General features: G+C 67.4%; 8 protein-coding genes. 4 read left to right on the top strand and 4 right to left on the bottom strand.

Annotated elements, in window-relative coordinates:
* Positions 1-200 precede the first annotated feature (200 nt).
* Positions 201-587 (top strand): hypothetical protein, encoded by a 387-nt coding sequence (locus AB0P21_RS19680; protein ID WP_363698490.1) that lies wholly within the window; start codon positions 201-203, stop codon positions 585-587.
* Here the strand turns inward: AB0P21_RS19680 and AB0P21_RS19685 are convergent.
* A complete protein-coding gene (locus tag AB0P21_RS19685; protein WP_363698492.1) occupies positions 584-2,203 on the bottom strand; it encodes an ABC transporter ATP-binding protein in 1,620 nt (539 codons plus the stop codon). The genes AB0P21_RS19680 and AB0P21_RS19685 overlap by 4 nt on opposite strands.
* 164 nt (positions 2,204-2,367) lie before the next feature.
* Between AB0P21_RS19685 and AB0P21_RS19690 the strand changes: the two genes are divergently transcribed.
* Positions 2,368-3,747, top strand: a complete 1,380-nt coding sequence (locus AB0P21_RS19690; protein ID WP_363698493.1) for an aminotransferase class V-fold PLP-dependent enzyme — start codon at positions 2,368-2,370, stop codon at positions 3,745-3,747.
* 4 nt (positions 3,748-3,751) lie between these two features.
* Here AB0P21_RS19690 and AB0P21_RS19695 read toward each other — a convergent pair whose 3' ends face one another.
* The 3 genes from AB0P21_RS19695 to AB0P21_RS19705 all read right to left on the bottom strand — a co-directional run bounded on the left by AB0P21_RS19695 (position 3,752) and on the right by AB0P21_RS19705 (position 13,120).
* Positions 3,752-4,531: an alpha/beta fold hydrolase gene (locus AB0P21_RS19695; RefSeq protein WP_363698495.1), complete on the bottom strand. Its 780-nt coding sequence runs from the start codon at positions 4,529-4,531 to the stop codon at positions 3,752-3,754.
* Complete coding sequence (locus AB0P21_RS19700; RefSeq protein WP_363698496.1) at positions 4,528-11,637, bottom strand: SDR family NAD(P)-dependent oxidoreductase; 7,110 nt, start codon at positions 11,635-11,637, stop codon at positions 4,528-4,530. The genes AB0P21_RS19695 and AB0P21_RS19700 overlap by 4 nt, the downstream gene beginning before the upstream one ends.
* A gap of 127 nt (positions 11,638-11,764) precedes the next feature.
* Positions 11,765-13,120: an FAD-binding oxidoreductase gene (locus AB0P21_RS19705; RefSeq protein ID WP_363698498.1), complete on the bottom strand. Its 1,356-nt coding sequence runs from the start codon at positions 13,118-13,120 to the stop codon at positions 11,765-11,767.
* 179 nt (positions 13,121-13,299) lie between these two features.
* Here AB0P21_RS19705 and AB0P21_RS19710 point away from each other — a divergent pair, with 179 nt between their 5' ends.
* Complete coding sequence (locus AB0P21_RS19710; RefSeq protein WP_363698500.1) at positions 13,300-14,442, top strand: S1 family peptidase; 1,143 nt, start codon at positions 13,300-13,302, stop codon at positions 14,440-14,442.
* A 67-nt stretch (positions 14,443-14,509) separates the two neighbouring features.
* Complete coding sequence (locus tag AB0P21_RS19715) at positions 14,510-16,840, top strand: hypothetical protein (protein WP_363698501.1); 2,331 nt, start codon at positions 14,510-14,512, stop codon at positions 16,838-16,840.
* Positions 16,841-16,842 lie beyond the last annotated feature (2 nt).

Consider the following 16,842-nt stretch of genomic DNA (forward strand, 5'->3'; position numbering starts at 1 on the left):
CAGGTGCGGCGGCATCGATCCCTCTGGGTGCGCCGTAGGGTTTCGCCGCAGCTCGCCGAACCGTCCAATGACATTGTCCGCACCGAGGATGCTGCGGAGGCAGACTCGATATGCTGCGGCGGCGCCGCAGCGTTTCTGTCTCCCGCCACTCGCCAACCGCTTCGATGGTGACGGTCAGGCCGTCAACCTTTGGAGTACCCATGCGTGCACGTCTCACCGCCGTCCTGCTTGCGATGGTTGCCATCGTCGGACTCGGTCTACCCGCGACGGCTGCGACGACCGCGACCGAGATGGTCCGGGTCGACGGCTGGTTCTGTGACAACCAGACCAGTAGCTACCTCCAGGTCTGGAGCAAGCAGTACCAGGAAGGCCGCAAGCCGATCTGCTACGGGTTGGTCGGCGGCGGCGCGCCCGCCCAACTCGACGTGAGGATCTGGGAGGTCACCAGGATCAACTCAGGAATCTTCAAGGCCCGCGCCTGGACCAGTGGCGGATCGATCGCCTGCGATCTGCCTCAGCGTGCGGACAGCCCACGCTGGTGGAACGACAACCCCCGGACCATCTGGAAGCTGGAGATTCGGCGCTAGTTCCCGGTCCGCCGATCGAGTACTGCCCAGGCGAGCGCCAGGCAGGCCACAGCGAAGGCGGCGAGGACACCGCAGCCGATCCAGACCGGATGCGAGAAGCTGCCCCCGTACGACGCCAGCAGGGGTGGGCCGAGTGAAGAAGCTCCGGTCGCCCAGAGCTTCTCCAGGCCGATCCCGCTGCCCAGTGCTTCGAACGCCCACCTGTTCGTCATCGCGAAACTGACCAGCTGACCAGGTAAAGCCATTTCCGGGACGGGGACGAAGGCGCCGGAGAACAGCACCTGGGGAAAGCAGATCAGCGGCAGCAACAACGTGGCCTGCCCGGGTTCCGAGACCAGCGCGGAAGCGAGCAGACCGACCGCCAGCGCGGCGGCCGAGGAGAGCAGCGAGGTCGCGAAGAGTTCGCCGTAGACGCTGAAACTTGCCGACGGCAACCGATCGAGAGCACGGAGTACGCCGAGCAGCGCGGCGTCGGCGAGAGCGAGCACAGGCAGCAGCAGGGTGAGTTTGGACAGTAGATACGAACCGAGTCGCAGGACGGACAGCCGCTCGCGGCGTACGATCGCCAGCTCGGTCACGATCTGGAGCAGGCCGTAGGTCAGGCCGAAGAAGAAGCTGCCGAAGGCGATCCAGAACAGGATCATCGCGCTGGTACCGGGACTCGGCGCGGCCGGATCGAACGCCCCGGCCCGGAACAGGACGGCGAACATCGCCACGATCATCAGCGGAGACCCGGCCATCACCGCCACCGCCAGCCGGTCGTGGCGCAGGATCTCCGCGCTGCGGTGAGTCAGCAGCAGCCATTGCCGCAGCACTCCAAGTCGTTGGCCACCCTCTGGCCAGGGTGGCCCGACAGGAATCTCGTCCGGCACCGATGGCGAAGCAGGGGTGCGGACGCCGTCGGCAATCGCGGCATAGACCTCGTCGACGGTCGCGGCTCCGAAAGCATCGGTCAGCCCTGCCGCGGATCCGTCGTAAGCAAGCCGGCCGTCCGGAGACAGGAACAGGACCCTGTCGCTTCTGACCAGATCCGCTGGGCTGTGGGTGGTGAGGACGACGGTGGTCCCCCGAGTGGTGAGCGCACGGAGCGTACGCATCAGACCGGCTGCGGTGGAGGGATCCAGACCTGAGGTCGGTTCGTCGAGCAGCAGCACGGTTGGTGCGGTCAGCAACTCGACGGCGATGCTGGCCCGTTTGCGTTCCCCGCCGCTGAGTGCACCCACTCGTACTGCGGCTCGCTCGCTCAGGCCGAGGACGTCGAGGACATCGGCGACCAGTTGATCGATCACCACCCGCGGCGTCACGGCCGGCAGCCGCAACCTGGCCGCGTAGGTGAGGGTCCGGGCGAGCGGCAGTGCGTGGTGAATGATGTCGTCCTGCGGCACGAATCCGAAGTCCGGGCCGAGCCGGCCGGGTCGACGGCCGTCGTGACGGACACTGCCGCTGGTCGGTTGCCGGACACCGGCGAGAGTCTGGAGCAAGAGCGTCTTACCGGCCCCACTGCAGCCGGCGATCACCGTCACGTCCGCCGGATGGATGCGCAAGGTCAGATCGGTCAGAACCTGCCGGCCACCACGGAGCCGCAGGCCCAGGGCCGTCATCGTGAGAACAGTCATCGAGAGCTCCTTCGCAGCTCGCCCGAGCTGATTGTCGATCCGAAAGTTCACTGGTTCTTACCAGTATTTCCTCACCGATTGCACTCTGTCGGTCGACGGCGATATCTTCCCTGTGAGTGCTGCCGAAACCAGGAATCACTGTCATTGACAAGGAAGTTCACTCCATGCCCGAGACAACGATTCTGGCCGATTTACGTCACGGCGAGTTCGGATTTCTCGACGGCACCGGACAGGTCTATCTGGACTACACCGGGGCAGCACTCGCACCGCGGTCACTGGTGCAGGCCGCTGCCGACCGGATCATCGACGGATACTTCGGCAATCCTCATTCGGAGAGCCCGGCGGCGGCCGCCTCCGATCGACTGGTCGCGAGCGCGCGGACAGCCGTTCTGCATCACTTTCACGCGGACCCGGCCGAGTACGCGGTGATCTTCACTCCCAATGCCACCGGGGCGATGCGCGTCGTCGGCGAAGCCTATCCTTTCGGCCACGGCGCGGGGCTGGTGCTGACGGCCGACAACCACAACTCCGTCAACGGTCTGCGGGAGTTCGCCCGTGGTCGCGGCGCGCAGACGACGTACATCACCTTCTCCGACAGTGATCTGAGGTTCTCCGACGACGCCGTCGGTGAGACGCTGCGCAGGGGTGGCGGTGGATTGTTCGCCTACCCGGCCCAGAGCAACTTCACCGGAGTGCAGCATTCGCTCGGCTGGATCGAGATGGCTCACCAGCACGGGTACGACGTGCTCCTGGACGCGGCGGCTTTCGTTCCCACGAACGAGCTCGACCTCAGCGTCGTGCACCCCGAATTCGTCGCGGTCAGCTGGTACAAGGTTTTCGGCTACCCCACCGGCCTCGGTTGCCTGATCGCCCGGCGGGACGCCCTCGACCGTCTGGACCGTCCATGGTTCGCGGGCGGCACCATCCATGTGGTCAGCGCCCAGGCGCAGTGGCACCAGATGGCCGACGACGAGACCGCCTTCGAGGACGGGACCCTCAACTTCCTCGGCATCCCCAGTGTCGAGGACGGTCTGGACTGGATCACCAAGATCGGCTTGGAGGCCGTCCATGATCATGTCGCAGGTCTGACCGGCCTGCTGCTCGACGGTCTGCTGGCCTCGGCGCATTCCAACGGACAGCCGATGGTGCGGATCTACGGACCGCGGGACGCCCACCGCCGTGGCGGCACCATCGCACTGAATCTGCTCGATCCGGCCGGCCGGATCGTGGACGAGCGGATCGTGAGCCGGGACAGCGCGGCCCACTCGATCTCCCTGCGGACCGGATGTTTCTGCAATCCGGGAGCAGGCGAGCAGGCGTTCGCGATCGCCACGCCCGACCTGATCGGCGCGGCGGGGAGCGGCCGAGGGACCATTGACGACTACCTGGAACGGCTGCGGCTGCCATCCGGTGGCGCTGTCCGGGTCTCGGTGGGGATCGCGACCAATGCCGCCGATGTACGGGCGCTCCTCGATTTCCTGTGCCGGACCTATCGCGACCAGGAGCCATCGATCGAGGGACTGCCGCCACGCCTGCGCTGCTGAGCTCTCAACCCTTCCAGTTGCGCCACGCCGCCAGCAGATCAGCGGTGAGCGCGCGGAGTACTTCGGGCAAGTTGGCCGTGAGGTATTGGTGGTCGCCGGCGAACACGCGCACTGCCGGGGCCAGCGTGGTGTGCTTGCCCCAGGCATCCAGTGAGTCGAGTGGGACCAGCGGGTCGTCACTGCCACCGAAGACACTGATCGGGAGGGCGAGGGGAGGCTCGTCGCGATAGACGTGCTGCAGGCTGGCGATGGTGTCCGCCAGCAGTGGGAGGTAGAGTCCCTGCACCAACTGTGGGTCCGGGGCGCCTGATATCGGTGGCAGGTCAAGGATGGTCAGTAGCGGTGCGATCCCTGAGGTCAGACTGCCCACTGCGTGATGCCGGGGCAGCTCCAGCCAAGGGGCAGGCGTGGCGGACACCATCAGTAGGGCCGGGCCCGCGCCCAGTTCGCGCAGCGCCCTCGCGGTCTCGAAAGCCAGCAGACCGCCGAAGCTGTGACCGGCCAGTGCATAGAGTTCGTCGCCTCGGTCGCGCGCGTCCGCAGTGATCAACGAAGCGATCCACCCGGCCATCTGTCGAATTCCGAGCAGGGCGGGTTCGTCGGTCCGCCGGCCTCGTCCTGGCAGATCGACCGCGACGACGTCGATCATCGCCGGCAGACCGGTCGACCAGCTCGCGAAGTACTCCGGTCCGCTGGCGGCCGGGGGAAAGCAGTACAGCCGCCCTCTGGCTTCGGGATGGCTTGTCAGTGCAGTCAGCTGGATCGCACCGACAGCCGGTTTCATTTTCCTCCCCGCAACCGGGTCAACAGCCTCGGCACCAACTGGTCCACGCCGGCGCTGTTCACCAGTTCCACCGACGGGATGACACAGTCCAACTGTCGCTGCAGAACAACGCTCAGCTCGGTGGCCATCAGCGAGTCGAGTCCCAGCTGGTCGAACCGCTGATCCGGCGCGATCCGCTCGGCTGTGGTCTGGAGTACGCCGGCCAACGCTTGGCGCAGTACGTCGGCAACGAGTCCCTGGGCCTCGGCATCCGTAGCACACCGCAGTCGTCCGGTCAGGTCGTCGTCCACAGCGGCACTTGCCGATCCGGCGCCGACAACGCGGCTGAACCGTGGCGCTGTCACCGTCGTCACCGATCGGGAGACAACCGTCCAGTCCATCGAGCCCACGGCCACCACCTCGACATCAGCCCGATCGAGCAGCTCACCCAGCGCGCGCAGGCCGTCGGCGGCCGTGAGCGCCCCGTAACCGCCACGCCGTAGCACCTCCGTGCCGCCGGTGCGATGGACATAGCCGGTGTCGCTGATCGCCCCCCACTGAACCGCGAGCCCTGGAAGGCCCACGGCTCGTCGTTGCCGCACGATCGCCTCGGCGGCCAGGTTCGCGGCGGCGTACGAACTCTGCGTGAGATAACCCACCAGGGCCGAGATCGAGCTGTAGACGACGAAGAAGTCGAGGGCGCGATCTCTGCTGGCGAGGTCGAGTTCGGCGGCGCCGGTCAGTTTGGGAGCGACCACGGACCGGACCCGCGGATCGGTCAGCTTCGGGATCGCCTCGTCGTCCACCAGCATCGGCGCATGGATGATGCCACGGAGCGGATGTCCGGTCCTGTCGATGGCCGCGACCAGGCGGCGGACCTGAGCGGGCTCACCGATGTCCACCTGGTACGCCGTCGCGGTCGCGCCGCGGCCGGTGAGATCCGCCAGTACTCCGGAGGCCTCCGGATGATCCTCGCCGCGGCGTGACGCCAGCGCTAGATGACGGGCTCCGGCCGCGGCCAGCCATGATGCCGTCGCGGCACCGAAACCGCCGAGACCGCCGACGACCAGGTAGGTGCCGTCGGCATCCAGTCGGGGTGGTTGCGCAGGGAATTCGATGGGTAGCGGCTCGCCTGGATCACAGCTGATCACGACCTTGCCGATGTGACGGGAGGTGCGTAGTACTGTCATCGCCTCGGACAGCTGGGCTGCCGGATAGACCGAATAGGGGAGCGGCCGGTAGGAGCCGTCCTCGATCCGCTGGGTCAGCTCGGTGGCGAGGCGGGCGCCGCGAGCCGATTCGAGCAGGCGAGTGATGTCGACACCGAAGTACGAGAGGTCGCCGTTGAACGGACGCAGCGGCAGGGAATGACCGGCCAGCATGTCCCGTTTGCCCAGCTCGACGAATCGGCCCTGAGGAGCAAGCAGTTCGAGGGCGCGGGTCGCGGATTCTCCGGCCACCGAGTTCAGCACGATATCGACACCGCGGTCACCGGTGATCTCGCGGACCTGATCGGCGAACAGAAGGCCACGAGAGTCGAGGACGTGCTGGTAGCCGAGTTGCCGGAGCAGGTCCCGCTTGGCGGGCGTACCCGCGGTGGCAATCACCGTTGCTCCGACCAGGTCGGCGTAGCGCAGCGCGGCGAAGCCGATCCCGCCGGTCGCACCTTGGATCAGCACAGTCTCACCAGCTCGGAGACCAGCCAGCCAGTCGAGTCCGTAGTGCACGGTGGCGAAATTGATCAACAGCGTCGTTGCGGCTTCGAACGAGAGGTCCGGTGGGATGGGGAGCACGTGCCGCGCGTGGACAGACAGGTGGGAGGCCAGGCTGCCGGGCCGGCCGGTCATCACCCGGTCGCCGACCGCCACTGAGGTGACATCTGAGCCGACCGCGGTCACGACTCCGGCGCATTCCGGGCCGAGCAGCGGCATCCGCGTCCCGGGTGTCTCGGCCATCGGCGGCACCAGCCCTTGAGCTACGGCGACATCGCGATAGGCGAGTCCGCAGGCGCGGACCTCGATCACCACCTCGTCAGCAGCAGGCGCCGGCAACTCCATCGCTGTCCAGGCGAGGCGGTAGTTGACTCCGGACTCCGCGACTTCGAGCCGGTAAGGCTGGTCGCCGGCCGTCAGCAGTCTGGTCTCGGTGGCCGGCAGATCGACGACCCGGGGAACGAACCTGCCCTGCGGGGTGAGCACCACCTCGTCCTCGTCGGTCTCGCTGAGGAGTTCAGTCACCAATTGCTCGACCGACGTGGTGCTGATCCGGCGTACCGGATAGACTGGGTTCTCGGTCGTGAGGGTACGCGCCAAGGCCCAAGCGGCTGCGCTGAACGGATCGTCGGGTACGGGGGTGAGGCCCTCGCCGCTCGTGACCAGCCAGGTCCGGATCCGGGTGCCGGCCGGGAGGCCGTAGCACGACTTCGCGAAACCGCGGAGTTCGGCCGCCAGATCGACCACCGACTCGGTGTCGCCTCGCCCGAAGGGCATCAGTACGACGTTCAGGCCGTCGGTGAACTCTCCCGACTCGGTGCGGACATTCATCCCGGCCGCTCGCAGGGCAGCTACCGTGGACTCGGCCAACGGATGCCCGCCAAGCACGGCGAAGTCTCGGCGGCTCGCGCCCTCGGTGGTGGCGGCGGTGTCACCGGTCGTTGCCAACAGCAATGAGCAGAGGTCGGCGGTAGGCAGTTGGACGATGTCGGTGAAGCCGCTGGATGCCAGGAGGTCCGGCCAGCTCTCCCGGGGCAGCACCGGCGTACTGCGGCCGGTGAACGTCCATGCCGAATCCAGCAACCCGTAGCCGGCCAGGAACATGTCGAGGTCGTGCTGCTCGATCGCCAGCAGCCGTCCGCCGGGCGCGAGCAGCTGGGATACTGCGCCGAGGCTTGCAGTCAGGTCTGCGGTGGCATGCAGAACGTTGGCCGCGACAACCAGATCGAAGCACCCGGTTTCCTCGATCGGCGCGTTCAGGTCGAGGGTCCGGTACTCCACGAAGTCGTAACGAGCGAATCGCTGGGCAGCGGTCGGCAGGAACGCCGCCGACACGTCGGTGAAGGCGTAAGTCGTTCTTTCAGGAGGAAGCACCGGCAGCAGCCAGGCTGTCGTCGAGCCGGTTCCCGCACCGACTTCGAGCACTCGAAGGGGCCGGTCGGCGGGCCACTGCTCGACCACTGCGGCCAGCACATCCCGCGCAGACCGGTTGACCGACTGCCACAACGCCGACGTGAGGTAATTCTGCTCGGCCAGCCGGTCCGAGTCGGCGAACAACAGATCCATCGCGTCGACCTCACCGGTGAGGATCTCAGCCAACTGTGTACCGCAGCGCATCACCATCCGCAGCTCCGCGGCCTGCCCGGGCCACCGATCCAGCAACTCCGCCTGCGACGGGGGATCGTCGACCGACAGACGATCGGCGAGGCCGGTCAGCATCGCCAGCAGCGGGTGGCGTTCAGCCGGTACGCCGGTGAGCGGTCCGATCTTGTCCAGGGCCTGGGTCACGTACCGCGCCACGAGTTGTTTCGCCTCGGTGAGAAAGGTTCCGTACCTCGCCTCGTCGAAGTCATGTTTGACCCGGGCAACCAAGTCGTGGCTGGAGACCGGCACGGGAGGATAACTTGCCCCCGGCAACGGTGCGGCGCGCAGAACGGTGTGCTGACGCAGGACCTTCGTCGATGCGGCTGCCTCGAACCGCTGGAACCGTACGCCGGTCAGCTCCAGCCGGACCGTGCCGTCGGGATCGGTCAGGACGAGATCGAACACGGCGTACCGGGCGGAGCTCACCTTCGGCCGGATGAAGACGAGACCTCGGGTGGCCGGCGAACCCCACCAGCGAACCGATTCGATCGATTCCGGCAGGAAGCTCTGAGCGCCCCACAGGTCAGCGACCAGGGGAAGATTGGCCTGAAGCCCGAGATCCACCAGGGCCGGATGCGCCAGGTAGCCGTCGAGCACGGCACTGGTCTCGTACTCCGCGAGCGCCCCATCGTCGGTCAGGCTGAGTCGTCGCAGGCCGCGGAAAGTGTCGCCGTACCTGAATCCGGCGCGTTCGAAGGTCTGGTAGATCTGCTCTCGATCACGGAACGGCGTGACCGGTACGTCGGCCGATGCGGAGGGTGGCCCGGACGACAGGGATCGCACGCGGCAGGTCGCGTGCTCCTGCCAGACCTGCTGGCCGCCGGATCTGGACGCGATCCGGAGCCGGCCGTTCGCGCCCACACTGGTCTGCAGGGTCACCTCCATCGCCGGGTCGTCCCACGGCAGGACCAGAGCTCCCGGCAACGTCAGGTCGGTGATCTCGATCGGCCCCTCGAACTGCTCCCGTCCGGCCGCCAGGGCCAGTTCCAGATACGCGGTCGCCGGTACGACGATCGCGCCGCCGACCTCGTGGTCGCCCAGCCAGCCGTGTCGCGCCGGCTCGATCGAGGTGGACCAGGTCGGCTCCACGCAGGGCAGCCGGCTGCCCAGCAGAGGGTGGACCGGCCTTGAGTTCCCACGATCACGGGTCCACCAGTCCGGTGTGCCGTTGAAGTGCCGTTCGTGCTGCCAGGGATAGGCGGGCAAGGAGACGACGCGGCCTGGTTCGGGGAACCACTGGGTCCAGTTCGCGACCTCGGAAGCGGCCAGGACAGCCGCGCAGGTGTTGCTCAGGGCATCGGCTCCCGTCTCGCCCAAGGTGAGGGTCGGGACGATCTGGGCGCCGCTCTGGCGGCGGATGTAGCCGGTCAACACCGGCCGTGGCCCGATCTCGACGACCAGGTCGCAGCCCAGTTCGGCGACCGCTGGGCCGAACAAGACGGGTTCCCTGACATTGCGCCACCAGTACGACGACCCTAGTTCCTCGCCGTCGATCGACCGGCCGGTGACTGTCGAGATCATCGGGATTGTCGTCGGGCGGGCGGCCAGGCCGGCCAGGCCTGTAGCCAACGAAACCTCCAGGCCATCCATCGCTTTGGTGTGGAAGGCGTAATCGAGATCTAGCTGCCGGAAGAAGACACTCTGCTCGAGCAACTCGTCGCCCAGCGCGCAGAGAGCGGTCTCGTCGCCTGCGACGGTCACGTCGGCCGGACCATTGATCGCGGCAATCTCCAGCTGGTCGCCGTACTTCGCGATTGCTTCCTCGGCCTCCGCGGAACTCAGGCCGACAGCCGCCATCCGGCCGCGACCGGCCGTGGTTGCCTGGGCCTTGCTGCGTTCGACGATCACCCGGCAAGCTGCCGGCAGATCGAGCGCACCGGCAGCGTACGCCGCCGCGACCTCGCCCACCGAGTGACCGACCACCATCGACGGCTGAATCCCGCGAGACGCCAGGATGGCGGTGATCCCCACCTGCACTGCGAACAGCAGTGGCTGTGCTACCTCTGTGAGGTGGAGTGGCCTGGTCGGTTGCTCGAGTTCGGCCAGTACCGACCAGCCCAGCGGGTCACGCAGCTCTGCATCGACCTTGCCCACCACCTCGGCAAACGACCGATCGCTGACCAGCAGGTCGGAGCCCATGCCCAGCCACTGCGAGCCGTTGCCGGAGTACGCGAAGGCGATCGGTCCCTCGGCCATCGATCGCCGGGCGGTTCCGACGGTCGCACCTCCGACCACGATCTCGTCCAGCTTCGTCGCGGCCTCCGCCGCGTCGTTGGCCAGGACAACGATCCGCTCCCGATGATGCCCCCGCCGTACGCACGCCGTGTGGGCCAGGTCGTAATAGGAATGAGTACTGTCGCCGAGCATTCGCGCCGCGTGACCGGCCGTTGCCGTCAGCGCTTCTTCGGTGGTGGCGGACACCAGGAACGGCAGGAGTCGTCGTGGGGTGACGGTTGGCTGCCGCGATGGTGCCGCGCGAAGAGCGGCATGGGCGATCGCACCGCCGAAGCCGAACGAGTTGATGCCGACGATCGGCCGGTCGGCGGCCAGCTCGACGGACTCCAGCGCGGGGGCCAGGCCAAGGGCGTCGAAGTCGATCGCGGGGTTCAGCGGGCTGGCGTGCACGGTCGGCGGGATCGAGCCGTGTTCGAGGATCAGGACACACTTCACCAGGCCGGCCATCCCGGCGCCGGCTTCCAGATGTCCGAGATTCGACTTGATCGAGCCGATCGGCAGCGGCGTACCGGCGTACTGGCCGATGGCCCGTCCGAGAGCGAGGCACTCGGCGGGATCGCCGGCCGGCGTGCCGGTCCCGTGCGCCTCGACGTAGCCGACCTTGGCCGGATCGATGCCGGCCCGCGCGTGCACGCGGCGGACGAGTTCCTCCTGCGCGTCGGCGTTCGGCATCGACAGTCCGGCGGTCCGGCCGTCGGAGCCGGCGCCAGTGGCAAGGATGACGGCACGGACCCGGTCGCCGTCGGCGAGCGCGTCAGCGAGTCGTTTGAGGACGACCACGCCACCGCCCTCGGAGCGCACGTAGCCGTCGGCGGCGGCCGAGAAAGTGTGGCAGTGACCGGTCGGCGACAGCATGGACGCCTTGGCGAAGCCGACGAAGTCCGCTGGGTTGAGCAGTACGTTGACGCCGGCCGCGAGGGTGATCCGGCTGCCGCCCGTGCGCAGTTGCTCACAGGCCTGGTGCAGGGCGGTGAGCGACGAGGCACACGCGGTGTCGATCGCCATCGACGGGCCGTGCAGATCGAAAAGATGGGAGATCCTGTTCGCGGTGTTGGAGGCGACCACGCCGATCATCGTGTGGCTGGTGATCGACTCGGGGTGGCCGAGCTGCAGCGTCGAGTAGTCCTGGCTGCTCACGCCCGCGTAGACGCCGGTGTCGGAGCCGGCCAGCAGGGCTGGATCCAGGCCCGCGTCATCGAGCGCCTCCTGGGTCAGCTCCAGCAGCAGTCGCTGTTGTGGATCCATTCTGCTGGCCTCGCGAGGAGAAATACCGAAGAATCCGGCGTCGAATCCCTCCACGTCATCGAGAAAGCCACCTGCCACGGTGTAGGTCTTTCCTGGCCGGCGCGGGTCAGGATCAAGGTACTGAGCTGCGTCGAAGCGGCTCTCGGGCGCATCGGTCACCAGATCCCGGCCGGCGGTCAGTGCCGTCCACAACTGTTCGGGGGAGGTCAGGCCACCCGGCAGTCTGCATCCGTACCCGATGATCGCGATGCCGTCCTCGTCGCTGCTCCGGGGGTGCTGGGAGTCAGCCATGACATTACCCTCCATCAATTGTTGCCTTTATCAAGCCCGATCAGTGCCGGACGTGTCAAGGAAACCCGAAGAATCATGGCTACCCGACCCCGGAATTAGAGTGAGAATCGCCTGACGGCGACAGTCGTCAGGCCGGGAGAATGTTGTGGTTCAGGTGGAAGACATTGGCCGGGTCGTACTTGCCCTTGACCTCGGCCAGGCGGAGGTAGTTGCCCTCGCCGTAGGCGGTGCGAATGCGGTCCGGCCCTTCGTCGCCGATCAGGTTCAGATAGACGGAGCCGGTGGCCCAGGGAGCCAGATCGGTACAGACGCCGCGAGCCCAGGACTTCACCTGCTCGTCGTCGCGCGGGTCGGTCCACTGTCCGAACGGGTGGACCACCCAAGCCGCGTGGCGATGCGGAAGTGGCCACTCGTCCGCACTCCGAGCGACAGCTCCGCCCCAGGGAATGGTGAGTTGCTGCGACGTCGACGGAGAAGGCATCTCGTCCGCGCGGGCGCAGTACCGGCTGATCGCATCGTCGGGGAAGGCGCTGAGATGCTCCGCGGACCAGTAGTTGCGGAAGCCGGCCGGGGTGTCCAGGGCGGACTGGATCGCGGCGTACGGAAGTTCGGCCACCATCGTCGCCTCCGGTGCGAGCTCGAACATCGGGGCGAAGAGGTCGCGGGTCTCGGCCTCCGATCCGGCATGGACGGCCGAGGCGACGACAAGTCGTTTTCCCTGCAGGTGCGGGGGAACGAAGGGCTCGGGCGGTCCGGTCAGGAACAGGACTCCACCACCGAGCTCCTCGGGGACGCCGTCGTCGAACAGGTCGCGATAGGTCCGGAGGACCTCGTCTCCCGCGACAGCCGGCCAGAACAGCATGGCCAGGGTCATCGTCGCGACCGGGCGTAGCCTGAAGGTGAGCGCGGTGGCGACACCGAAGTTGCCGCCACCACCGTGCAAGGCCCAGAACAGCTCGCTGTGGCTGGTCTCGTCGGCGGTCACCGATCGGCCGTCCGCGGTGATCAGGTCGACCGACACCAGAGCGTCGCAGGCGAACCCGTGTTTGCGTTCCAGCCAGCCCGAGCCGCCCCCCAGCGTCAGGCCGGCTACTCCAGTGGTCGAAACCCTGCCGCCAGTGGTTGCGAGCCCGTAGCGCTGTCCGGCTGTGTCCAGGTCGGCCCAGGTGGCACCTCCCGAGACGCGGGCGAGCCGGTTCTCCTGATCGATCTCGACTCCCCGCATCATCCGCAGATCGATCACCAGGCCGCCGTCGCTGACCGCTGCCCCGGAGACTCCGTGCCCGCCACCGCGCACGGCAACCTCCAGTCCCTCGGCCACTCCGTACCTCAGAGCGGCAGCGACGTCGTCCGGTGACGAGCACTGCGCTATCAGGCCGGGCCTCTTGTCGACCATCGAGTTGTAGACCACCCGTGCCTGGTCGTACGACGCAGTACCCGGTCGAAGAATCGACCCACCGAAATCACTCAGATCATCGGACATGACCGGCCGCCCTTCTCGGAGATCTCAACGATACGTCGAGATTCCTGCGGCTCGCGAGCGGTCGCCAGGCAACGCGACGGGCTGTTGCGGCCCGACCTCAGGATCGGAGTCATTTCATGTTTCGGGCGGGCCCAAAACCTTAGGTTTTCCTCGAGTTGTCCAGTGAGGAGAAGTGGAAGATGACGTCAAGAGCAATGATAGGGCTGGCCTCGGTATTGTTGCTGGGGTTTTTCGTCAGTAGCTCGGAGCGACCCGCGACGGCGGTGCCGACGGTCGAGACCAGCCGGGATGCTGCCTTCTCGGCAAGATCGGGGGCGCTGGCGGCGGCTCTCGGGCTGACGCCCGAGCAGGCGCGGACGCGGTTGAGAGCCGAGTCCGCAGCGACCGGCCTGAATGGGATGGCGGTCAAGGCAGCCGGGGAATCACTGGCCGAATCCTGGTTCGATGCCGGACGCGAAAAGCTCGTCGTGGGGGTGACGACCGAGAAGGCGGCCAGGGCAGTCCGGGCGATCGGTGCGGATGCCGTCATCGTCCCTGCAACCAGGCAAGAGCTCGACTCCCGCATGGCAACGATCGACGCCTTGGCCGCCAAGTCCGTACCGGCTGCTGTACGAAGCTGGTACGCCGATGCGAAAACCGGCCGGGTGGTGATCGAGGTCGTTCGCGGGCAGCGCACTGGGGTTGACGCGTTTGTCGCCGGCGCGGCGAGAGGCGGCCCGGTCGACGTACGGGAGGTGGCGGAGTCGCCTGCCGGGCCTGCCGCGGCAGGCGTCGTCGGTGGAGATCAGATCCGGATCGGAAACGCGGGCTGCAGCATCGGCTTCTCGGTCCAGGGCGGCTTCGTCACCGCGGGTCACTGCACTCGTCCAGGCGGCCAGGTCGTCGGCTGGGACGGATCGGCGATGGGTGTGGTCCGCGGTTCGTCGTACCCGGGCAACGACTACGGCTGGGTGCAGACCGGCTACGGCTGGTGGACGACGCCGGTCGTGGGCGGCTGGGGGCAGGTCCCCGACACTTTGGTCCGGGGTTCCGCCGATGCTCCGGTGGGCGTATCGACCTGCAAGAGCGGCTACCGGACTCACTGGACCTGCGGAGTGATCCAGCAGAAGAACGTCTCGGTCAGCGTGGCCGGCGGCAGGGTCGACGGGCTCACCCGAACGAACGTCTGCATCCAGCCAGGGGATTCCGGCGGATCAGTGATCTCCGGGGACCAGGCTCAAGGAGTCGTCAGCCTCTACGCCACCAACGGACCCTGCGTGTCCTGGTTCCAGCCGGTGAACGAGATCCTCTCGGCGTACGGCCTCCGCCTGCAGCTCACCTGACGCGACTGCACGTGAACGCTGGCCGGTCGTAGCCGGCATTCCCTTCAGAATGACGTAACGTGACGCCATGGTGGGGATGGCCGACGCTGTACTGCGGGAGGACCTTCGGACGCGCTCGCCGGATGGAGCCGTGGTCTCCTATCTGCCCACGCTGCTCGACCTCGAACTTCTCCGGATGGCTGATGCCGCCATCGCGACCGGAGTTCCGCTGGGCATCGTCTTTCCACTGCACGCCCCGGACGCCGCCCTGATGCTGGCCACGACGTCGGTGGTCGGCGCGGTGCTGCAGCACCGCGGTCTCGACGTACAGGTGGCGGTCGCGGCCAAGCACGTCGCGAACCCCAGCTACGACCGTCTTCACCTCCGTGATCTGCGGATAGCTGATTTCGTCTCCCGGGCCAGAGTGCTCGCCGACGGGACCGTCAAGGTCGTCCGCGAGTCGGCCGCCGGAAAGGGCCGCCTGTATCTGACCGGAGAGCTTGACCGCTTGGCCGCACTGCTGCCTTCCCTGGATGCCGTCGTGGCCGACCAGTCGGGAACGACGCCGGATGGCCTGGCGGCTTTGCTGGGGCAGAAGCCGGCGGCTCTGTATCTCACGAGAAGCCCCCTCGATCCCAACCTGGACCTTCTTCGCAGGCAAGGAGGGGCGGTCTGGGGAATGGACTCCAGCCTCCCCAACGGCTCCGATCGTCCGTCGCCGATGGCCTCCGCGCAGTTGCTGGCGGCCTCGGCCTCTGCGCCGATCACGATCACCGCACCCGAACAGTCCGGCCCGTACGACCACAGTTTGACGTCACTGTGGCGCGCCCTCGGCGCTTTGCTCGGTGCCTCGTCGGAGACTTCGCAACTTTCCTCGCTGGGTCGCCGGGCCGACGCCGGTGCGATCCGGTGGGCCTGGAGCATGTTCCATGTCGCCGCTGCCCTGCCGATCGATTCCAGCCGGTACGACGAGGTGGCGCGGGCCAATCCCTACCTGCCGACCTCACGGCTGGGCGAGGCCGCGGCCGTCGCTCTGGAGTTCGCCCGCGCGGCGACCGCCGGCCGGCGAGAAGCCTGGTACGAGGTCGCGAGAGCCTTCGACGATCTTGTCCGGCAGCCTTCGGTGAAACAATCCGCGCTGATCGGCTGGGTCGCCGAGCGGGTGAGCGCTGGACAACAGGGCGCTGTCGTAGCCCGTGGCGAGACAATGGCGGGCGCGATCCGGACCGCACTCGCGGAGTCGCCCGAAGTGCCTGATGGCTGCGGCCAGTTCGTGCGGGTGATCACCTTTGCCCAACTCCCGGCGGTGGCCGCACAAACGCCGTTGGAACTATGCCTCACCGGCGCAGTTCCCCGGTGGGCAGCTGGTCTGCTCGCCGCTCCTCCGGGTGCGGGGCTGACGGTGATTGCCGGTGGTCCGGAGGAAGCAGCGAGGGTACGGCGTGCCGTGATCAGCGCGCGTGAGGCGTTGCAGGAGATCCGTCGAGAGACCGTGACCGTCACGGCCACCCGGCTCGGGGTGGAGCCACTCATCGAGTTTCGGCCCACCGAGCCGGAGGTCGGGTTGACCCGGTACGACGTACCGCTCGATGCCATGGACAACAATCCCTGGGAACCGTTCAGTGGAGACGTCGATCAACTGGTGATCGGGCTGCTCGGTGAGGTGACCGAACGCCCGCACCTGGCCGGTGGTGAGAGCGCGCAAGGTGTTGCCGACGCGATCGCTGTCCACCTGGAGAACGACACGGTCATCTTGCTGGCACCCAACAGCCTGGTGACCCGACGCCGGCGTGAGCGGCTGGCCAACGTCGCCGCGAAGTCGATCGCAGCCGGCGACATCCTGCTGCTGGTCGATCGCGAGGCCCGCGCCGATCTGCTCGGATCGGTGCTGGCCCGCCTTGCGGAAACCACCGCCTATTCGACGCTGCTGTTGCTGATCACCTTCTGGCACGAACGGATCGGGCTGGCTCGCGGTGGTGACCGGACCTACGCCGACATTCTCGACCGGATGGCCGGTACGGCGATCACCTCGGACTCGACGATCGGGACCTGGATCCGGGGCGAGGTCGGCGGACCGGCGGACAAGGCGGATATCGAGCGGGTCGCCACCGCGATCGGTGACGACGTCCTGGCGGCTCAGGCGACGCAGGTCGGATGGGCTCTGACGACGCTGCATCGTGTCCATCGCAAGCTGGGCAGGTGGCTCGCGGCCCAGCTCGACGGCGCCAAGACCACGCCGGGCGACGCGACGGTCGACGCCGCGCTGGGCGTTCACGTGGCCGACCTCCTGGATGCGGTCACCTCGTGGCGAGTGGTCGAGGTGGAGGCGGACCGGTACGAGGTCGGCCCTGCCCTGCTTGGTTCGATCCTGTCCAGAACGGATCTGGACGATCCCCTGGTCCGGAGAAGGAGTGGCTGACT

The organism is Kribbella sp. NPDC056861 (assembly GCF_040687575.1).
Classification (GTDB): Bacteria; Actinomycetota; Actinomycetes; order Propionibacteriales; family Kribbellaceae; genus Kribbella.